This window comes from Aeromonas sp. DNRA1, from assembly GCF_963888745.1.
GTDB classification, from domain to species: domain Bacteria; phylum Pseudomonadota; class Gammaproteobacteria; order Enterobacterales; family Aeromonadaceae; genus Aeromonas; species Aeromonas hydrophila.
Window position 1 is genome coordinate 1 of sequence record NZ_CAWPKQ010000011.1, and the last position, 19,857, is coordinate 19,857.

The 19,857-nt window shown below is 61.7% G+C and carries 18 protein-coding genes, 1 tRNA gene and 1 riboswitch; of the genes, 14 read left to right on the forward strand and 5 right to left on the reverse strand.

Annotation, left to right across the window (positions count from 1 at the left end; genetic code table 11):
• Window positions 1-20: 20 nt before the first annotated feature.
• Window positions 21-96, forward strand: a tRNA-Thr gene (locus AACQ43_RS21435).
• A gap of 49 nt (window positions 97-145) precedes the next feature.
• Here the strand turns inward: AACQ43_RS21435 and AACQ43_RS21440 are convergent.
• Window positions 146-400, reverse strand: coding sequence for a hypothetical protein (locus AACQ43_RS21440; protein ID WP_016348944.1), 255 nt, complete (start codon window positions 398-400; stop codon window positions 146-148).
• 93 nt (window positions 401-493) lie between these two features.
• Between AACQ43_RS21440 and AACQ43_RS21445 the strand changes: the two genes are divergently transcribed.
• The 10 genes from AACQ43_RS21445 to hemB all read left to right on the forward strand — a co-directional run bounded on the left by AACQ43_RS21445 (window position 494) and on the right by hemB (window position 8,726).
• Window positions 494-1,759 (forward strand): cytosine deaminase, encoded by a 1,266-nt coding sequence (locus tag AACQ43_RS21445; RefSeq protein WP_168968651.1) that lies wholly within the window; start codon window positions 494-496, stop codon window positions 1,757-1,759.
• Window positions 1,760-1,847: 88 nt separating this feature from the next.
• Window positions 1,848-2,225 (forward strand): fluoride efflux transporter CrcB, encoded by a 378-nt coding sequence (crcB, locus tag AACQ43_RS21450; protein ID WP_168968652.1) that lies wholly within the window; start codon window positions 1,848-1,850, stop codon window positions 2,223-2,225.
• Between the two features lie 65 nt (window positions 2,226-2,290).
• Window positions 2,291-3,043 (forward strand): bifunctional demethylmenaquinone methyltransferase/2-methoxy-6-polyprenyl-1,4-benzoquinol methylase UbiE, encoded by a 753-nt coding sequence (gene ubiE / locus AACQ43_RS21455; protein ID WP_168968653.1) that lies wholly within the window; start codon window positions 2,291-2,293, stop codon window positions 3,041-3,043.
• A gap of 8 nt (window positions 3,044-3,051) precedes the next feature.
• Window positions 3,052-3,660: a ubiquinone biosynthesis accessory factor UbiJ gene (locus AACQ43_RS21460; RefSeq protein WP_168968654.1), complete on the forward strand. Its 609-nt coding sequence runs from the start codon at window positions 3,052-3,054 to the stop codon at window positions 3,658-3,660.
• A complete protein-coding gene (gene ubiB, locus AACQ43_RS21465) occupies window positions 3,660-5,300 on the forward strand; it encodes a ubiquinone biosynthesis regulatory protein kinase UbiB (RefSeq protein ID WP_011704118.1) in 1,641 nt (546 codons plus the stop codon). The genes AACQ43_RS21460 and ubiB overlap by 1 nt, the downstream gene beginning before the upstream one ends.
• A 40-nt stretch (window positions 5,301-5,340) precedes the next feature.
• Window positions 5,341-5,589 (forward strand): Sec-independent protein translocase subunit TatA, encoded by a 249-nt coding sequence (tatA, locus tag AACQ43_RS21470; RefSeq protein WP_076362821.1) that lies wholly within the window; start codon window positions 5,341-5,343, stop codon window positions 5,587-5,589.
• 3 nt (window positions 5,590-5,592) lie between these two features.
• Window positions 5,593-6,057, forward strand: coding sequence for a Sec-independent protein translocase protein TatB (tatB, locus tag AACQ43_RS21475; protein ID WP_146061131.1), 465 nt, complete (start codon window positions 5,593-5,595; stop codon window positions 6,055-6,057).
• Window positions 6,054-6,809 carry a twin-arginine translocase subunit TatC gene (gene tatC / locus AACQ43_RS21480; RefSeq protein WP_042065849.1) on the forward strand — a complete coding sequence of 252 codons (756 nt, stop codon included), beginning with the start codon at window positions 6,054-6,056 and terminating at the stop codon, window positions 6,807-6,809. Before tatB ends, tatC begins: the two co-directional genes overlap by 4 nt.
• Window positions 6,810-6,920: 111 nt before the next feature.
• Window positions 6,921-7,706, forward strand: a complete 786-nt coding sequence (locus AACQ43_RS21485; RefSeq protein ID WP_076362823.1) for a TatD family hydrolase — start codon at window positions 6,921-6,923, stop codon at window positions 7,704-7,706.
• Window positions 7,707-7,709: 3 nt separating this feature from the next.
• Window positions 7,710-8,726: a porphobilinogen synthase gene (gene hemB / locus AACQ43_RS21490; RefSeq protein ID WP_168968655.1), complete on the forward strand. Its 1,017-nt coding sequence runs from the start codon at window positions 7,710-7,712 to the stop codon at window positions 8,724-8,726.
• A gap of 172 nt (window positions 8,727-8,898) precedes the next feature.
• Here the strand turns inward: hemB and AACQ43_RS21495 are convergent, their stop codons facing one another.
• The gene (locus tag AACQ43_RS21495; RefSeq protein ID WP_168968656.1) at window positions 8,899-11,091 is read right to left on the reverse strand and encodes an immunoglobulin-like domain-containing protein; all 2,193 of its coding nucleotides are present in this window, start codon (window positions 11,089-11,091) and stop codon (window positions 8,899-8,901) included.
• A gap of 54 nt (window positions 11,092-11,145) precedes the next feature.
• Window positions 11,146-11,231, reverse strand: a riboswitch (cyclic di-GMP riboswitch).
• Window positions 11,232-11,655: 424 nt separating this feature from the next.
• On the opposite strand from AACQ43_RS21495, the gene prlC reads away from it, so the two are divergent.
• Both prlC and AACQ43_RS21505 read left to right on the forward strand, forming a co-directional pair.
• Window positions 11,656-13,698, forward strand: coding sequence for an oligopeptidase A (prlC, locus tag AACQ43_RS21500; protein ID WP_076362825.1), 2,043 nt, complete (start codon window positions 11,656-11,658; stop codon window positions 13,696-13,698).
• Window positions 13,699-13,902: 204 nt separating this feature from the next.
• Window positions 13,903-16,446 (forward strand): putative bifunctional diguanylate cyclase/phosphodiesterase, encoded by a 2,544-nt coding sequence (locus tag AACQ43_RS21505; RefSeq protein ID WP_168968657.1) that lies wholly within the window; start codon window positions 13,903-13,905, stop codon window positions 16,444-16,446.
• A gap of 3 nt (window positions 16,447-16,449) precedes the next feature.
• Here AACQ43_RS21505 and AACQ43_RS21510 read toward each other — a convergent pair whose 3' ends face one another.
• Window positions 16,450-17,190, reverse strand: coding sequence for a substrate-binding periplasmic protein (locus tag AACQ43_RS21510; RefSeq protein ID WP_168968658.1), 741 nt, complete (start codon window positions 17,188-17,190; stop codon window positions 16,450-16,452).
• A 76-nt stretch (window positions 17,191-17,266) separates the two neighbouring features.
• On the opposite strand from AACQ43_RS21510, the gene AACQ43_RS21515 reads away from it, so the two are divergent.
• Window positions 17,267-18,013 (forward strand): class I SAM-dependent methyltransferase, encoded by a 747-nt coding sequence (locus tag AACQ43_RS21515; protein ID WP_168968659.1) that lies wholly within the window; start codon window positions 17,267-17,269, stop codon window positions 18,011-18,013.
• A gap of 70 nt (window positions 18,014-18,083) precedes the next feature.
• Here the strand turns inward: AACQ43_RS21515 and AACQ43_RS21520 are convergent, their stop codons facing one another.
• Window positions 18,084-18,344: a Rho-binding antiterminator gene (locus tag AACQ43_RS21520; protein WP_168968660.1), complete on the reverse strand. Its 261-nt coding sequence runs from the start codon at window positions 18,342-18,344 to the stop codon at window positions 18,084-18,086.
• A 12-nt stretch (window positions 18,345-18,356) separates the two neighbouring features.
• A complete protein-coding gene (gene gppA, locus AACQ43_RS21525) occupies window positions 18,357-19,847 on the reverse strand; it encodes a guanosine-5'-triphosphate,3'-diphosphate diphosphatase (RefSeq protein WP_016348957.1) in 1,491 nt (496 codons plus the stop codon).
• Between the last annotated feature and the right edge of the window lie 10 nt (window positions 19,848-19,857).

Below are 19,857 nucleotides of genomic sequence, written 5' to 3' on the forward strand. Positions count from 1 at the left end.
CGGTCTTTACCGGTTAGTGTGCTGATATGGCTCAGTTGGTAGAGCGCATCCTTGGTAAGGATGAGGTCCCCAGTTCGACTCTGGGTATCAGCACCATTAAATATTAAAGCCTCCCAATCGGGAGGCTTTTTTATATCCACTTTTCTCAGTTTACCGAAATCTGCCTGGCATCGAGATAGAACCGAGCTTGTCCGGAGGCTTCTATCTGAATGGCCGCCACCAGTCGTTCATTGCGAGTGTATTCCCACTGCTTGTCGATCGACGTCAACGGTGGCTTGTTGATACCCAGTGTCTGCAGATACTCGTGAAACAAGCCTGCGCTGCCGATCTCGGTCAATCCTGCTTTCATCCCAATCAACTCCCTTTTATTGTTGCTGTTTATCAATAGTAACAGTCTCATATGTATTCAATATGAACGCTTTTCTATCAAATTGATCCAAGCTAAGTTGTGGATTGAAAAAGCCGTTGGTGTTTGAAAAAAGGAAGCAAAAACATGCTGATAAAGAACCTGCGTCTGGTCGGCAGGGAGGGGATGTGGCAGATCCTCTGCCAGGATGGCCAGATCAGTGCCATCGAACCCATGAGCACCCCTCTGCTCGCAGCCCATGAGCTTGATGGTGAGGAGGGGCTCGCCATCGCCCCCTTTGTCGAGCCTCACATCCATCTTGATACCACCCAGACGGCCGGTGAACCGAGCTGGAACCTCTCCGGCACCCTGTTCGAGGGGATTGAACGCTGGGCTGAGCGCAAGGCACTGCTGACCCACGAGGATGTGAAGCAGCGGGCCATCCAGACGTTGAAGTGGCAGATCGCCAACGGCATCCAGTTCGTCCGCACCCACGTGGATGTCTCCGATCCCAATCTGGTCGCCCTGAAGGCGATGCTGGAGGTGAGGGAGGAGATGAAGGAGTGGGTGGAGCTGCAGATCGTCGCCTTCCCGCAGGAGGGGATCCTCTCCTACCCCAACGGCAAGGCGCTGCTGGAAGAGGCTCTCAAGCTGGGGGCCGACGTGATCGGTGCCATCCCCCATTTCGAGTTTACCCGGGAGTACGGGGTCGAGAGTCTGCACTACGTCTTCGATCTTGCGGAGAAATATCAGGTTCTGGTGGATGTGCATTGCGACGAAATCGATGACGAACAGTCCCGCTTCATAGAGACGCTGGCGACCCTGGCCTACGAGCGGGGCATGGGCCATAGAGTCACCGCCAGCCACACCACCGCGATGCACTCCTATAACGGCGCCTATGCATCCCGCCTGTTCCGGCTGCTGAAGATGGCGGACATCAACTTCGTCGCCAACCCGCTGGTGAACATCCACCTGCAGGGGCGCTTCGACAGCTATCCCAAGCGTCGCGGCATCACCCGGGTGAAGGAGATGCTGGAAGCGAACATCAATGTCTGTTTCGGCCATGACGACGTGTTCGATCCCTGGTATCCCATGGGCACCGCCAACATGCTGCAGGTGCTGCACATGGGGCTGCATGTCTGCCAGATCATGGGTTACGAGCAGATCAACGACAGCCTCAAGCTGATCGGCTGCCACAGCGCGCGCACCCTGAACGTGCAGGATCGCTATGGCATCGAGGTGGGCAAACCGGCCAACCTGCTGATCCTGCCCGCCGAGAGCGGCTTTGATGCGGTGCGCCGCCAGGTGCCGGTGCGTTACTCCATTCGCCGCGGCCGGGTGATTGCGCAAACCAGTCCATCCCGCACCTCGATTCATATGGCTCAGGTCGAGCCGGTCGACTTTCGCCGCTGATGCGGGTGATGTCGATTAATTGCCCTGCTGTCCCCCGGGCCTGACATTATTGCATAATGTCGGCCCGATACTATGGAGGCGTGCTCCCATGCAAACCTGGTTATATGTTGCCGCCGGCGGGGCCATCGGCGCCTGCCTGCGCTTTGGTATCGCCGAACTGATGGCGCTGTTGTTGGGACGTCATTTCCCCTATGGCACCCTGATGGTCAACGTGGTCGGCTCCTTCATCATGGGCATTGCCTTTGCGCTGATCAGCCATGGTCATGTGGTGGAGCACCCGCTGAAGCCGCTGCTGATGGTGGGTATCCTCGGCGCCCTGACCACTTTCTCCTCCTTCGCGCTGGATACAGTTGTACTGGCCCAGCAGGGGGCCTATCTGAAAGCCGCCCTCAATATCGGCCTCAACCTGTTTCTTTGTCTGGCCATGGTGGCGTTGGGGATGCAGTTGGTCGCCAGCCGGGTTTAAGGTGTCCGCACGCCATTGGCTCTGGTAAACTGGCGGCCATTCTTTGCTCTATGGGTGTTTAAGGGATGTCAGAACAGACTACGACAACGCATTTTGGCTTTAAAACCGTGGCCTCGACCGAGAAGGAAACCCTGGTCGCCGGCGTCTTCCATTCGGTGGCAGCCAAGTATGATCTGATGAACGATCTGATGTCGTTCGGCATCCACCGCCTGTGGAAGCGCTTCACCATCGACTGCTCCGGCGTACGCAAGGGTCAGAAGGTGCTGGATCTGGCCGGTGGTACCGGTGATCTGACCGCCAAGTTCTCCCGCATCGTCGGCGAGACCGGCCAGGTGGTGCTGGCGGACATCAACGACTCCATGCTCAAGGTGGGCCGCGACAAGCTGCGCAATCTGGGGGTGGCCAACAACGTCGCCTACGTGCAGGCCAATGCCGAGGCGCTCCCATTCCCTGACAACCATTTCGACGTCATCACCATCGGTTTCGGCCTGCGCAACGTCACCGACAAGGACAAGGCGCTCGCCTCCATGTTCCGGGTGCTCAAGCCGGGTGGCCGCCTGCTGGTGCTGGAGTTCTCCAAGCCGGTCAGCGAAGTGATCGCCAAGCTGTACGATCTCTACTCCTTCAAACTGCTGCCGAAAATGGGCGAAATCGTCGCGAACGACAGCGAAAGCTACAAATACCTGGCGGAATCGATCCGCATGCACCCGGATCAGCAGACCCTGGCAGGCATGATGGAGAATGTCGGTTTCGAGCAGGTCGAGTTTTACAACCTGACCCAGGGCGTGGTCGCCTTGCACCGCGGTTACAAGTTTTAAGGTCGCCTATGCCGATGGATGCCATGGTCACCGCGGTGATCGAAACCAGCCTCAACCAGCTGCTGCGACTCGACAAGCAGAGTCCGGAGCGGCTGCGCAAATTGACGGGCAAGGTACTCAAGCTGGAGCTGCGCGAGCTCAAGCCACTCTGGTTTGTCTTCTCCGAGCGCCGGCTGGATGTGCTGGCCAAATTCGAAGGGGAGGCCGATGCGGTGCTGAGCCTCTCCCTGACCGCGCTCGGCCTGCTCAAGGACCCCTCCGCCCTGACCCGCTACATCCGCGAGGAGAAGCTGGACCTGAGCGGCGACCCTCAGCTGGTGCAGGCTTTCAGCATGTTGCTGGGCGAGCTGAATATCGACTGGGAAGAGGAGCTGTCCCGTTATACCGGCGATGTGCTGGCCCACACCCTGCTGCGCGGTGCCAGTCAGGCATGCCGGCTGCTGGGGCGTGAATTGTGCCGCAGCCAGCGCCAGCTGGCCGAATACCTGACCGAAGAGATCCGGCTTGCGCCGGGTCCGCTGGAAGTGGCCAGCTTCAACGACGATGTCGAGTTGCTGGCCCAGCAGATGAAAGCGGTCGAGCTGCGGCTGGCCCGCTTCGAGCAGCAGGTAGCCTGATGACCCCGAAGGAGTTCAAGCGCCTCTATCGCATCATCAGCATTCTGCTGGAGCAGGGCATCGACGAGCTGGTACCCGCTCGTTACCAGCCCTGGCCCGGCCGGCTGGCCCGTCGCAGCCTGTTCTGGCTCAAGAACAAGCGTCAGGGGCTGAACCGCGGTGCCCGCATCCGCCTCGCCTTCGAGGCGCTCGGCCCCATCTTCATCAAGTTCGGCCAGATGCTCTCCACCCGGCGCGATCTGCTGCCGCCGGACATCGCCGAGGAGCTGGCACTGCTGCAGGACAGGGTGCCCCCCTTCTGTGGTCAGGCGGCCCGCCGCCAGATCGAGGCGAGCCTGGGCTGCACCATCGAGACCCTGTTTGACGACTTCGACGAGACGCCGCTGGCGTCGGCCTCCATCGCCCAGGTGCACACCGCCCGGCTGAAGGAGAATGGCCGCGAGATCGTCATCAAGGTGATCCGTCCCGACATCGAGCCGGTCATCGAGGCCGACCTGCGACTGATGCAGGCGCTGGCCCGTCTGGTAGCCCGTTTCGTGCCCCAGAGCGGACGCCTGCGCCCCATCGAGGTGGTGGAAGAGTATCGCAAGACCATCCTCGACGAGCTCAACCTGATGCGCGAGGCGGCCAACGCCATCCAGCTGCGCCGCAACTTCACCGGCTCCGAGGCGCTCTACGTGCCCGAGGTGTTCACCGAGCACTGCCGTGAGCAGGTGCTGGTGATGGAGCGGATCTACGGCATTCCGGTCTCCGACATTGCCGCGCTGGAGGCTAACGGCACCAACATGAAGCTGCTGGCCGAGCGCGGGGTGGAGGTGTTCTTCACCCAGGTGTTCCGCGACAGCTTTTTCCACGCCGACATGCACCCGGGCAACATCTTCGTCTCCTACGAACATCCGGAGAATCCGCTCTGGATCGGCATCGACTGCGGCATCGTCGGCACCCTCAACCGGGAAGACAAGCGCTACCTGGCCGAGAACTTCCTCGCCTTCTTCAACCGTGACTACCGCCGGGTGGCCGAGTTGCACGTGGAGTCCGGCTGGGTGCCGCCCGATACCAAGGTGGACGAGTTCGAGTTCGCCATTCGCACCGTGCTGGAGCCCATCTTCGAGAAGCCGCTGTCCGAAATCTCGTTCGGCCACGTGCTGCTCAACCTGTTCAACACCGCGCGCCGCTTCAACATGCAGGTGCAGCCGCAGCTGGTGTTGCTGCAGAAGACCCTGCTCTATGTGGAGGGGTTGGGTCGCCAGCTCTACCCGCAGCTCGATTTGTGGCAGACCGCCAAGCCCTACCTGGAGAACTGGATGTACCAACAGGTGGGGCCCAAGGCGGTGTGGAATGCTATCAAGGAGAAGGCGCCGTTCTGGGCCGAAAAGCTGCCGGAACTGCCGGAGCTGGTCTACGAGACCCTGCGCCAGACCCGTCATCAGCAGCGCCACTTCGACCAGATGTTTGCCGATTTTCGCCGGCACAGTCGCCGCCAGGGTCAGGCTCGCTACCTCTTAGGGGTTGGAGCCAGCCTGCTATTGGCCGGTGTATTCTTGCTGACCCAAAAACAACACATTGAGTGGGGACAAATCAGCCTCGCCGGCGCCGGGTTATGCTGGCTGCTGGGTTGGTTGCGAACCCGTTCTCATTAAACAAACTGCGCCAGTGGGCGCCAGCTCTGGAGAGAAAGTCATGGGTGGTATCAGTATTTGGCAATTGTTGATCATCGCAGTCATCGTCGTGCTGCTGTTCGGTACCAAGAAACTGCGCGGTATCGGTGGTGATCTGGGTGCCGCGGTCAAAGGTTTCAAGAAGGCGCTGTCCGATGAGCCGGAGACCAAGTCCGAGCAGAAGGATGCTGAGTTTCCCCCGAAACAGCTGAACGAAGCGGCCACTCAGAGCAGTGAGACCGCCAAACAGAAAGACAAAGACCAGGCCTAAGCCATGTTCGATATCGGTTTTTGGGAGCTGGTCGTTATCGGTGTGGTAGCACTGGTGGTACTGGGGCCCGAGCGGCTGCCGGTTGCCATCCGCACGGCTGCCCACTGGATCCGCCTCATTCGTTCGACCGCGAACTCGGTCAAGTCCGAGCTGGAGCAGGAACTCAAGTTGCAAGAGCTGCACAACGACCTGAAGAAGGCCGAACAGTTGCAGATGAACAACCTGAGCCCAGAGCTGCAGGAGTCTATCGAGCAGCTCAAGGCGGCGGCCCAGTCGGTCAATCGCCCCTATCAGGGGGAGAACGAGATCCGTCCTCCACGTCCCGAACCGGTCGCTCAGGCTGAACCTGCCACGCCGGTTGAGCCTGCAGTGCAGCTGAGCTACGACGTGCCGCCGGTCAACAGCCAGCGGGAGAGCGAGCCGGTGCCGGTCAGCGACTCCGCAGTAAAAGGGGAGGTGAAGCCATGAGTCAGGCCGAGCAACCTCTGATCAGCCATCTGGTCGAGCTGAGAACGCGCCTGCTGCGCTCCATCTCGGCCATCTTGCTGGTGTTCATTGCGCTGATCTACTTCTCCAACAACATCTACGACTTCGTGGCCCAGCCGCTGCTAAGTCAGTTGCCGGAAGGAACCAGCATGATAGCGACGGATGTGGCGACCCCCTTCCTGACGCCGATCAAGCTGACCCTGGTGGTCTCCTTCTTCGTGGCGATCCCCTATCTGCTCTATCAGGCCTGGGCCTTTATCGCCCCCGGCCTGTACCAGCATGAACGGCGCCTGATCATGCCGCTGGTCGCCTCCAGTGCCGTGCTGTTCTATGCCGGCATGGCGTTCGCCTACTACGTGGTGTTCCCGCTGGTGTTTGGTTTCTTCACCAGCACCGCGCCCGCCGGGGTGACGGTGGCGACCGACATCGCCAGCTATCTGGACTTCGTGCTGACCCTGTTCTTCGCGTTCGGGGTGGCGTTCGAAATTCCGGTGGCCACCATACTGCTGTGCTGGACCGGGGTGACCAGTCCCAAGAGCCTGCGGGAGAAGCGTCCCTACGTTATCGTCGGGGTGTTCGTGGTCGGCATGCTGTTGACGCCGCCCGATGTCTTTTCCCAGACCCTGCTCGCGATCCCCATGTGGGGCTTGTGGGAGATAGGTCTGTTCTTCGCCCGCTTCTACGTGAAGAAAGAGGACGAGGAGCAACAGGAATCAACGGAAGAGGGGAGCTGAGGCTCCCTTCCTCTTTTCATGCTCCCGTTCGAGGCGTATGGTAAGGCCCCATTGAGTAGATGGTTTTCAAATACCTGATATGTCTTCCTTTTGTTCGGACCCGCTGACCCCATGATCGACATAGGTGTAAACCTGACCAGCAGCCAGTTTGCCGATGAACAGGCCGATCTGGTGGCCCGCGCCCGCGCCGCCGGGGTGGAGGCGCTGATCCTGACCGGCACCGATCTGGTCGGCAGCCGTGAGAGCGCCACCCTTGCCGCCCGCTGGCCGGGTTATTGTTTCTCCACCGCCGGGGTCCACCCCCACGACGCCAAGAGTGTTGATGAGGCGACCCTGCCAGCCCTGCGCGAGCTGGCGGCGCTGCCACAGGTGGTGGCCATCGGCGAGTGCGGCCTCGACTACAACCGCGATTTCTCCCCCCGTCTGGTGCAGGATGCGGTATTCGATGCCCAGCTGGCGCTGGCCGCCGAGCTCGGGATGCCGGTGTTTCTCCACTGCCGCGATGCGCACGCCCGTTTCATCGAGATCTTGCGTCCCTGGTTGCCGAGGCTGCCGGGAGCCGTGCTGCACTGCTTCACTGGCTCCGACGAGGAGCTGGACCAGTGTCTGGCGCTGGGGCTGCACATTGGGGTGACCGGCTGGCTGTGCGACGAGCGTCGCGGCCAGTTGCTGCGCGAGCAGGTGGCCCGCATTCCGGCCGGCCGGCTGATGATCGAGACCGATGCCCCCTATCTGGTGCCGCGGGATCTGAAGCCCAGACCAAAACGCAACGAACCCGCTTTTTTGCCGCACATCGCCCAGGTGGTGGCGGCCTGCCGTGGTGAAGCGCCCGAGGCCTTGCTGGCCCACACCCGGGCCACCTCCGCCGCGTTCTTCCAACTTCCTCTTCAGGAGTGATTCATGGCTACAACTCTTCCAGGCGCCTTTCCGGGTCGCCGTCTGCGCCGGGTGCGCAAACATGATTTCAGCCGTCGTCTGGTGCGCGAGAACGTACTGACCGCCAACGATCTCATCTATCCCGTGTTCGTGCTGGAGGGGGAGAACCGTCGTGAGGCCGTCACCTCCATGCCGGGGGTGGACAGGCTCTCCATCGATCTGCTGCTGAAAGAGGCTGCCGAGCTGGTTGCGCTGGGCGTACCGGCCATCGCTCTGTTCCCGGTCACCCCGCTGGAGCAGAAGAGTCTGCTGGCGGAAGAGGCCTACAACCCGAACGGGCTGGCCCAGCGGGCGACGCGCGCCCTCAAGGCGAGCTTCCCGGAGCTGGGGGTCATCACCGACGTGGCGCTCGATCCGTTCACCACCCACGGGCAGGACGGCATCATCGATGACGAAGGCTATGTGCTGAACGACATCACCACCGAGATCCTGGTGAAACAGGCGCTCTCCCACGCCGCTGCCGGGGTCGACATCGTGGCGCCGTCCGACATGATGGATGGCCGCATCGGCGCCATCCGCGCGGCGCTGGAAGAGAACGGCTTCATCAACACCCAGATCATGGCCTACTCCGCCAAGTACGCCTCCTGCTACTACGGCCCGTTCCGCGACGCGGTGGGCTCTGCCGGCAACCTCGGCAAGAGCAACAAGGCCACCTACCAGATGGATCCGGCCAACAGCAACGAAGCCCTGCACGAGGTGGCGCTGGATATCCAGGAAGGGGCCGACAGCGTGATGGTCAAGCCGGGCATGCCCTATCTGGACGTGATCCGCCAGGTGAAGGATCAGTTCGGCGTGCCGACCTTCGCCTATCAGGTGAGCGGCGAGTACGCCATGCACATGGCGGCCATCCAGAACGGCTGGCTAAAGGAGAAAGAGAGCATCATGGAGTCCCTGCTCTGCTTCAAGCGGGCCGGTGCCGACGGCATCCTCACCTACTTCGCCAAGCGCGTGGCGCAGTGGCTGAAGGAAGATGCCCGCTAAGCTGATGTGTCCGAGCGTGTAACGGATAGAAAAGAGGGGAGCCGATGGCTCCCCTCTTTCGTTACTGATAGCTGATTACAGCTTTATCCAGGCATCGCTCCAGGCAGTGCCGGTAGCGGTTGATGCATAGTGGCTGAGGGAGCCAACGGCTCCCTTTTTTATGACCGGCTAATTACAGCTTGATCCAGGCATCGCTCCAGGCTGTGCCGGTACCCGGCGCATAGTGGCTGGTCGAGCCGCCACACCAGCCGCTGTAGGGCCAGGGTTTGCACTCGTAGTTGCCACCGGCATTGCTGACCCGATCACCGGCCTGATAGCTGGTATTGGGGGCGTAGGCCGGGTAGTCACCCTCGCCACCGCCGCTGCTCTGTTCGGTCAGCGCAACCGGGAAGCGCTGTACCACCGGCTGCTGGCCATCTGCCAGACCGTTGATCACCACTTCATAGCTACCATTGGTCACATTGCTGCCCTGCAAAACCAGCGCGCTGGTGCCGTTCACCAGACTGGTAGTGTTGCCATAGCTGCGGCCGTGCTGCTCCAGCGTGGCAGAGATCTGCACCGGGTTGGCGGTGGTGATGTTGAAGCGGATGGAGACCTGACCGTTAACTATGGTGTAGTCGGAACCCATAGCACTGACAGTGAAGTCGCTGCTGCCGATCACCGGCGGCTTCTCGCCACCATCGCAGTCGCTGTCTCCCTGCAGACGCCAGACGCCCCACTCACCGGTAGTGCCCGGCTCATCGTTCTGGGTCCACCACTCGGCGCGCCAGCTCTTGCCGTTGTGGCTGACGATGTCGCCGCTGACGTAGGTCTTCTTGGCATCCCAGCTGTTTTGACAGATGGCACCCTGCTCCCTGACGGTCACGTTGCGCAGCTGGGTTACCTGCTGGTTGGCACTGTCGCTCACCTGATAGGTGAGGGTGTAGCGGCCGACCTTGCTGCTGTCGACGTTGCCGCTGACCTGAATGTTGGCGGTCAGATCGCCATCTTCCTCATCGTGGGCGCTGACGCCGGCCATGGCGTTGAACGGCGTACCGAGCTCGATAGTGGTGTCCGCAATACCGGTAAAGACCGGCTTCATGCTGTAGACCTCGACGGTACGCACCTGTTCGGTGACGTTATTGTCGCGATCGCTCACCTTGTAGGTGAGGGGATAGAGACCGATGCGCTGGGTATCGACGCTCCCTTCCACCTGGATCTGACCGGTCAGATCGCCATCTTCCTTGTCGCTGGCGCTGACGCCGGCCAGCGGGTCAAAGCGGGTGCCGTGCTTGACGCGGGCATCGCTCAGACCACTGAACACCGGCTTGCCGTTTTCGTCCGGCGGGGTGATGTTCTGATCGTGGATGAAGGGGCCGTAGCTCTTGATGAAGGCTTCGTTGTAGGCCTGCCCGGCCGCGTTACGACCCATGTCCCAGTTGATGGACCAGGTCATCACGCCGCGCAGGGGCTGACCCTGGCTCTTGAGGCGGTTGAAGGCGTCGAAGAGAGCCTGCGGATTCTTGACGTAACCGGTGGCGGCCGCATCGATATTGGTCGGAATGCCGAATACCAGCTTGTCGTGGGGGATCTTGTAGTAGCCGCGGCTGCCGTTGATCAGCGAGTCCGCCATGTAGTAGATGAACTCTTCTTTCAGGGCATCGTTGTTCTGGGCGATCCAGCCTACCCCGTCGATCCAGATACCGTCGCCACCCTGGTTGTAGAACTGGGGATTGATCCAGTCGTAGTAGCCTTCCAGCGCCCGCAGATAGGGGGTATAGAGCCCGCTGGCGGTCAGGTAGGGGAACTCGGGCGCCATGGTGATGAGGAAGTTTTTACCCTGGGCGCGGTAGTGATCCTTGACCAGCCGCAGGGCTGCCGGGATCACGGTCTGGTTGTTGGCGGCAGTGATGGCGGACTGCTCCAGATCGATGTCCAGACCGTCGAAGCCATAGGTCTCCACCAGACGGATGATCTCGTCGGCGAAGGCTTGCTCCTGACCGGTACGCAGCTCGATATGGGCATCGGCACCGCCCAGCGCCAGCAGCACGGAGCGGCCCTGACGGTTGAGCTCGGCGATCTGCTCGATAAACTGGCTCTCGCTCATGCCGGTAGCCGGGTCGAGTTTGAAGGTGGGGATGGGATCGCTGCCGTACACCTTCATGAAAGAGACATCGACCACGTTATATTGCGGATTGACCTGGTCGAGCTTGACGCAGGGAGCGGTACCGCCCTGATAGCCAGAGCCACCGCACCAGTTGTGCCAGTAACCCACTACGACACCGGATTGGGGATTGACCATGGCCTGACCGGCCGATGCGGCCTGCGCTATGGGGGCGCCCATGCCGAGCAGACAGCCCAGCAGGGATAACTTCAATTTGTTCATCTTGATATCTCCATACAGTACAAACGGAGCGTCCAGCTATGGCCGAACGCTCCCGGGGGCAGCCCCGCTGTCATAGGAAATCTCCCTTAGACCGGTGGCTTTGCGTCGTGCCCTTTCGGGTCACTTTGCCTTTTTCACCCGTTCTCCGTGCGGCGCGGAGAATCAAGTGACCTGAGTAACAGGCTGCTTATGATACGCACTTAAAAACAAATTAATCAACGTATGTGCATGATTTGTTATGGTTATTAACTTGTTGATTAGTTATTTTCCAAGCATGGAAAGGGCCGGTGATACGCTGCTGTGAACTACTCCTTTGTCGATTGGATTTGCTCTGCTCCCTTGTGGTTCGAGAGCTGAAAAAGCCGCAAAAAGGGCAAAAAAGTACCGATTATTCATGCTGTTGCCGTCAAGTATCTGGCAGAGAGGTGTTTGAGCTCACAAAGAGGGGAAAACAGTGCTGACAGGCGGATTGAAGCTTGATTATTGCGTGACTTGGCCACATGTTAGAGAACCATGAAGAGCTGCTAAAGCGGTCTGTTCAAGACCAAACAAGAGGTAACCGGGATGAATAACCCTTTGCTGACAATGGACTCGCTGCCCCCTTTCAGCCAGATCCAGCCCGATCAGGTCCAGCCTGCCGTGACGCAGGCCATCGCCGATTGCAAACAGAAGATCAGCGATGTGCTGGCCCAGCGCGATCCGCACACCTGGGACAGCCTGATCGCCCCGCTGGAAGAGGTCAACGACCGCCTGGCGCGGATCTGGTCGCCGGTCAGTCACCTCAACTCCGTACTCAACAGCGAAGCGCTGCGCGCGGCCCACGACGCCTGCCTGCCGCTGCTGTCTGAATTCCAGACCTATGTCGGCCAGCACGAGGGGCTCTATCAGGCCTATCGCGAACTGGCCGAGAGCGACGACTTCCCGCTGCTGAGCGGCGCCCAGCGCAAGGAGATCCAGAACACCCTGCGCGATTTTCGTCTGTCCGGCATCGGTCTGCCCGCCGAGGCGCAGCAGCGCTACGGCGAGATCCAGGCCCGCCTCTCCGAGCTGGCTTCCCGTTTCAGCAACAACGTGCTGGACGCGACCCAGGGCTGGCACAAGCTGGTGACCGACGAGGCCGAGCTGGCCGGTTTGCCGCAGAGCGCACAGGCCGCCGCCCGCCAGCTGGCCGAGCTGAAGGGCAAGGAAGGCTGGCTGTTCACTCTGGACATCCCCTCCTACCTGCCGGTGATGATGTATGCCGACAGCCGTGCGCTGCGTGCCGAGCTGTATGAGGCCTTCACCACCCGCGCCTCGGATCAGGGCCCCAACGCTGGCAAGTGGGACAACTCTGCCATCATGACCGAGCTGCTTGCCCTGCGCCGCGAGCTGGCCCAGCTGCTCGGCTTTGCCAACTACGCCGAGCTCTCCTTGGCCACCAAGATGGCGGACAAGCCCGAGCAGGTGGTGAACTTCCTCACCGATCTGGCGGCCAAGTCCCTGCCGCAGGGCAAGGCCGAGCTGGAAGAGATCCGCGCCTTCGCCGCCGAGCAACACGGTCAGAGCGAGCTGGCCGCCTGGGATCTCGCCTACTACGCCGAGAAGCTCAAACAGCACAAGTTCTCCATCTCCGACGAGCAGCTGCGCCCCTATTTCCCCGCCAGCAAGGTGGTGAAGGGGCTGTTCGAGGTGGTCAAGCGGGTGTTCGGCATGAAGGTGCGCGAGCGCCTCGGCATCGACACCTGGCACCCTGACGTTCGCTTCTACGACATCTTCGACGCCGAGGACGAGCTGCGTGGCAGCTTCTACCTCGACCTCTATGCCCGTGAGCACAAGCAGGGCGGTGCCTGGATGGACGTCTGCCTGGGTCGTCGCTACCGTCAGGATGGATCCTTGCAAAAGCCGGTGGCCTACCTGACCTGCAACTTCAACGGTCCGGTAGATGGCAAACCCGCCCTGTTCACCCATAACGAAGTGGTCACCCTGTTCCACGAGTTCGGCCACGGCATTCATCACATGCTAACCCGCATCGACGTGGCCGGCGTGGCTGGCATCAACGGCGTGGCCTGGGACGCGGTGGAGCTGCCGAGCCAGTTCCTCGAGAACTGGTGCTGGGAGTCCGAGGCGCTGGCCTTTATCTCCGGCCATCACGAAACCGGCGAGCCGCTGCCTGCTGACCTGCTGGAGAAGATGCTGACCGCCCGCAACTTCCAAGCGGCGATGCAGATGCTGCGCCAGCTGGAGTTCGCCCTGTTCGACTTCCGTCTTCATCAGGAGTTTGACCCGGCCAGCGCGGATCAGATCCCGGCATTGCTGGATGAGGTGCGCAGCCAGGTGGCGGTGATGACGCCGCCGGCGTTCAACCGCTTCCAGCACAGCTTCTCCCATATCTTCGCCGGCGGTTATGCGGCGGGCTACTACAGCTACAAGTGGGCCGAGGTGCTCTCTGCGGATGCCTTCTCCCGCTTCGAGGAGGAGGGGATCTTCAACCCGGCTACCGGTCAGTCCTTCCTGAAGAACATCCTGGAAAAGGGTGGTTCCAAGGAGCCGATGGAGCTGTTCCGAGCCTTCCGTGGCCGCGAGCCTCAGGTGGATGCGCTGCTCCGTCACAGCGGGATTGCCGCGTGAGTTTGCAGGCCCAGGCTGGCGTGAGCTTCAAGCAGGTACAGTTTTGCCACATAGTGGGATCACAGCGTGATTTTTGAGATAAAAAGGGACCTTTTGGTCCCTTTTCTCAAGGCTTTTTAATATCTTGCGGATAGCATGTTTGCACTGTCCCCGGCTCTTCAGTAGAGTCGGGTCCTACCTTCCAAGGAGAGAAAGAACCTTGCCATGAGGCGAGCACTCGAGTCTGTCTATCAAATCATCTCAAGTCTGTCTCATTCGAGTGGTCAGGGATATTTCGATACCTTTGTGAGTGAAATCGCAGCAGCGGTCGGGGCCGACTTCGTCCTGATTTCAGGCAGGGATCAAGCGGGGCTCTCTTTCAAGGTGCACGCCGCCCACCCCGCGTCTCTCGACACCACCAACTTCAGCTTTCCGGTCAGCGCCACCCTGGGGGAGATCACCCTGCAGGAGGGAGAGACCTGGTTCAGCGATCGGGTACAGCAGCTGTTTCCCCATGCCGCCGTGTTGCAGGCCTGGCACATCCAGGCCTATGCCGGCATCGCCCTCAAGAGTGCCCAGGGGGAGACGGTCGGCATCTGCAGCGTGCTGTTCAAGCGGCCGCTCACCAACATGGACAAGGTGATGGGCCTGTTGCGCCTGCTGGCTCCGCTGGCCGGGCGCGAACTGGCGCTGATGCTGCAACAGCCGGCACCGCCCCAGCCCGAGTACCACGACTTTCTGCACACCATGATGTCCCACGCGCCGGTAGGGATCGGCAAGCTCGATCTGAACGGCAAGATCCTCTGGACCAATCCGGCCATCGAAAAGATGCTGGGCTACAGCCAGAGCGAGCTGTTGCACCGCACCGCCGCCGAGCTCAATCACCCGGAAGACTGGCTGCGCAGCGCCTCCTGCTATGAAGAACTCAAGCGTGGCGAGCGCACCGCCTTCACCCAGGAGAAGCGCTACCTGCACCGGGACGGTCAGGTGCTGTGGGGGCGGGTCACCGTCACCCTGGTGCGGGACGATCAGTTGCAGCCCGACTACCTGATGGTGGTGCTAGAGAACATCGATCCTCTCAAGCGCCACGCCGAACAGCTCAAGCTCTCCCACCGGGTCTACGACAACCTCTCCGAGGCGATCCTGGTGTGCGATGCCGACAGTCGCATCATCTCGGTCAACCCGGCGTTCGAGCAGATCACCGGTTACAGCGAGGAGGAGGTGTGCGGCCAGCGGCCCAGCATGCTCAAGTCCGGGCTGCACGATCAGGCCTTCTACGCCGACATGTACCACGCGCTGGAGCGGGTGGGGGTGTGGCGTGGCGAGGTGTGGAACAAGCGCAAGAACGGCAAGCTCTACCCCCAGCAGCTGATGATCAGCACCCTGCGGGAAGGGGGGCGCATCAGCCAGTACATCGCCATCTTCAGCGACCTCTCCCAGACCAAGCTGGCGGAGCAGAAGATCGCCGCCCAGGCCAACTACGACAACCTCACCGGGCTGCCCAACCGCTGGCTGTTCGGCCGTTGCCTGAGCCGCTTCTGCGAGCGGGGCGAGCGCTTCGCGCTGATGGTGCTCGACCTCAACAACTTCAAGGCGGTCAACAACAGCATGGATCACCACGCCGGTGACGCCCTGCTGCGGGAGGTGTCGGATCGGCTGGTGAGCCGGGTGCGCACCGAGGACCTGGTGGCCCGCATCGGCGGCGACGAGTTCGCCTTCCTGGTGCCGGGCATCGTCAACCGCCGTCAGGCCGAGGTGTTTGCCAAGCAGGTGATCGGCGGCTTCGCCCGCCCCTTCATGCTGGCCAACCAGCACCTCTACGTGACAGCCACCATCGGCATCACCCTCTGCCCGGGCGATGGCCTGGAGAGCGACGAGCTGCTGCGCAACGCCGAACAGGCGCTGTTTGCCGCCAAGCGGCAGGGACGGCTGCTCGGCAGCTACTGTGCCTCCATGCGCGAAGAGGTGCGCCAGCGCCACCAGATGCAGCAGGATCTGGCGGAGGCGATCAAGCTCGAGCAGCTGACCATGGCCTACCAGCCGATCTGGGACAACCGCAGCGGCCGGGTCGCCAAGCTGGAGGCGCTGGTGCGCTGGTACCACCCGCACTGGGGCCAGGTGTCGCCGGCGGACTTCATTCCGCTGGCGGAGGAGGCGGGGCTCATCCAGGGGCTGGGGGCGCTGGTGCTGTGGCAGTCGTGCCGGGATCTGGCGCGGCTGCAGCAATCCGGCTTCCCGGATCTGCAGATGTCGATCAATCGCTCCACCCTGGAGTTCCAGACCATAGACCCGGAGGCGAGCGAGTGGCTCAAGGTGATCCACCACTTCGGGCTGGACCCGGCGGACATCGTCATCGAGATCACCGAGTCTCTGCTGATGGAGACCAGCGATCAGCACAGGGTGCGGATCGATGCCCTGCGTGAGGCCGGCTGCAAGCTGGCCATCGACGACTTCGGCACCGGCTATTCGGCGCTCAACTATCTGCGCAACTTCCCGGTGGATCTGGTCAAGATCGATCGGGCCTTCGTGCGCCACATCCCGTTCAATGAACAGGACCGGCTGCTGCTGGACGGCATCATCAACATAGTGCACAACCTCGGCATGCAAGTGGTGATCGAGGGGGTGGAGACTCGCGAGCAGCTCAACTTCCTCTGCCAGAAGGGGTGTGCCTTCACGCAGGGCTATCTGCTGAGCCGGCCGCTGGCCTACGACGACCTTACCGAGTACCTGCAGCTCAACGACAAGAGCATGTTCCTGCAGACCAGCTAAGCGTTACTGCGCCGCTTTGATCTTTTCCTGTTTCTCCTTCAGTGTCCGGTAATCCTCCCCGAGGTAGCGCAGATAGATGCGATCCAGCACGCCCTCGTCCAGCATCTGTTGCAGTGCCTTGTTGTAGGCAGGCAGCAGGTCTGCCTTGTGCTTGCCAAAACAGAGGTAGAGCGGGGTCGAGTCCATGAAGGGGGTAAGTGCGCGGATTTTGACGTCCTGTTCTTTGGAGAGAATGGGGGCTGAGAAGTAATCCAGCACTATCATGTCGACCCGGCTCTTCTCCAGCATCAGCAGCAACTGCTTGTCGGAGTGGGCCTTGATGGGTTCCCAGCCGGTGAAACTCCTGATCTTCTCGGTGTAGTCATAGCCCCTGACCATCCCCACTTTCAGCCCCTTGGCCATCTCCCATGAGAAGATTTGCAGCGGGCTGTCGCTGCGCACATAGGCAGCCAGCGGATAGAAGGCGGTGGCAAGATCCGAGTGGTGGCAGCCGGGCAGGGGGGCATTGTCGAGAATGCCGTCCGCCAGCTCCGTGTTGACATACTGTTCGCAGCGTCCCCACGGCAGTTCGAGCAGGGTGAGGCTCATGCCGAGGCGATGTGCCACCTCCTGATGGATCTCGACCGATATGCCCTCCATCAGGTTGCCCTGCTCGGCGTAGGAGAAGGGTGGCCAGTCTACGCCGCAGACTTTCAGATGGGGGCCACTCTGCACGGCGAGAAGCAGGGCGATGAGCAGATGCATGAGGGATCCTCCCTACGGCGGCACAAAGAGGCTGTGATACACTCGCTTCACTGAACTTAGAACGCATCCAGAGACCATGCAAATCCTCCTCGAAGACCCCGCCAAGGCACCTCAGGCAGCAGCCCTGGCCAGCCAGCTCGGCCAGACCGACCTTCCCCAGTTTGCCCTGGTGTTCACTCCGGATCGATTGGAATTGCGCAAGCTGGACGAGCCCAAGCTGGGCGCGGTCTACGTGGACTTCGTCGAAGGGGCGGTCGCCCATCGCCGCAAGTTCGGCGGTGGTCGTGGCCAATCCATCGCCAAGGCGGTGGGGCTCAAGGCGGGTGCCATGCCGCGCGTGGTGGATGCCACCGCCGGGCTGGGACGCGATGCCTTCGTGCTCGCCTCCCTCGGCTGCAAGGTAACCATGATCGAGCGCAGCCCCGTGGTGGCCGCCCTGTTGCAGGACGGGCTGGCGCGGGCCGCGCTGGACCCCGAGATCGGCCCCTGGGTGCGCGAGCGGATGCAGCTGCTGCACGGCCCGGCGGTGGAGACCTTGCTGGGGCTGAGTGAGCGGCCCGATGTCATCTACCTCGACCCCATGTTCCCCCACAAGCAGAAGTCGGCGCTGGTGAAAAAAGAGATGCGGGTGTTTCAGTCGCTGGTGGGGCCGGATCTTGACGCCGATGCCCTGCTGCCGGCGGCGCTCGCCATGGCGGACAAGCGGGTGGTGGTGAAACGGCCGGACTACGCCGGCTGGCTCAACGAGCACAAGCCGAGCATGGCCATCGAGACCAAGAGCAACCGCTTCGACGTCTACGTGATGGCGGCGCTGGCGAGTTGAGTTGCGACTGGCAGGGAGTCTGAGCGTCAAACGAAGAGGGCCAACCTGATCAGGTTGGCCCTCTTGCTATTCATTGGTTGCGGGGTGGAGCGAAGTGGATCCGCTTTTCTTCCCCTTGCCAGACGAGCTTCATGGTCGCTAGGTCCGCCAGACTGAGGCGCTCAGCGCTCTCCAGCAGCAGATATTCCACTCCGTCGCTGGCTTCTATGGTGCGGATCCTGTCCGTCCAGGTTCGTCCATCCCGGTCGGTGATCGTGACTGGCAGTTGCCAGCTGGCGGCGATCTCCAGCCAGTCGTACAGGTCACAGCTGACGGGTTGGTAATCGGCCATGAGGTGTGCGGCTCAGGCTTCCAGCAGCCGGGTGGGCCAGCCCATCTTCTGCTGGCGTTCCACCTCGAAACGCAACTCGCTGGCGCGCAGGTAGTGCTCGTCCAGCCAGCCGCTCGGCAGGGTCAGGGTCAGCGCATCTTCATCGGCTTCGAGGGTGAAGCGGGGCACTGTGCCCTGGGTGCGGCGCATGCAGAGGATCAGCGCGATGCGCAGGATGCGGGCCAGCCGGATCGCCTGGCGACCGGTGACGGCGCCCTGTTTCTCCAGCGGTTCCAGCTTGAATTCGTCCCGCTGGTTGAACAGCAGGGCCGACAACAGCTTCTTCTGGGCCGGGGTAAAGCCAGGCATGTCGATGTTGTCGATGATGTAGGCGGCGTGTTGCGGCGCCTTCTTGTATTCGATGCAGAGGCCGATCTCGTGCAGCAGGGCCGCGTAGCGCAGGATCGGGCGACCGTAGCGTTTCGAGAGTCGCCAGGCCGGCTGCAGCTGGTTGAACGCCTCGACGGCGGTGTCGCGCACCCGTTCGGCGTGCTCCTTGTCCAGCTGGTAGCGATTGATCAGGCTGTCGGCGGTGCGATCACGGGCATCACAGTCGTGATTGTTGCCGAGCAGGCCATAGATCAGCCCTTCGCGCAGGGCGCCACCCGCCAGGGTCATGCTCTCGATGTTCAGGGTTTCGAAGATGGCGATCAGGATGGCGAGACCGGAGGGGAACACGGTCAGCCGTTCGGCCGCCAGTCCTTCCAGTTGCAGCTGGTCGAGCTTGCCGCAGGCGATGGCCTGACCCATCAGCTCCTGCAGCTTGGGCAGAGTGACCCGCTCGCTCTTCCCCTGCGCCAGCATGATTTCCTGCAGCGCCTGCACCGTGCCAGAGGCGCCGACACAGGTGCGCCAGCCGAGTGCACGATAATCTTCCGCCACCTTCTCCAGCACCGCCTTGGCGGCGGCGATGGCCTGCTTGAAGCGGGCCTCGGAGAGCTCGCCGTCACCGAAGTGGTTGTTGAGCCAGGTGACGCAGCCCATGTGCAGGCTGTTGAGCAGTTTCGCTTCGCTGTGCTCGCCGATCACCAATTCGGTACTGGCGCCGCCGATGTCGATCACCAGCCGGTTGCCTTCCCCGGCCGAGGTCCAGGAGACCCCCTCGTAGATGGTCTTGGCCTCTTCCTCGCCCGAGATGATCTCGATGCTGTGGTTGAGCACCCGTTCCGCTTCGCTGAGGAATTCGTCGACGTTGGTGGCAAGGCGCAGGGTGGCGGTGCCCACTACCCGGATGTTGTCGGCCGGAATGTCCTGCAACTGTTCGGAGAACAGGCGCAGACAGTCCCAGCCCCGCTCCATGGCGGCACGGCTGAGGCGAAACTCCGGATCGAGCCCGGCGGCGAGGCGAACCTTGCGCTTGACCTTGGTGACGGTGCGCAGGGCACCGGCGACCTCGCGCACCACCAGCATATGAAAGCTGTTGGAGCCGAGGTCGATGGCAGCATAGAGCGGCGAGTTGTGCAACTGGGCCAGT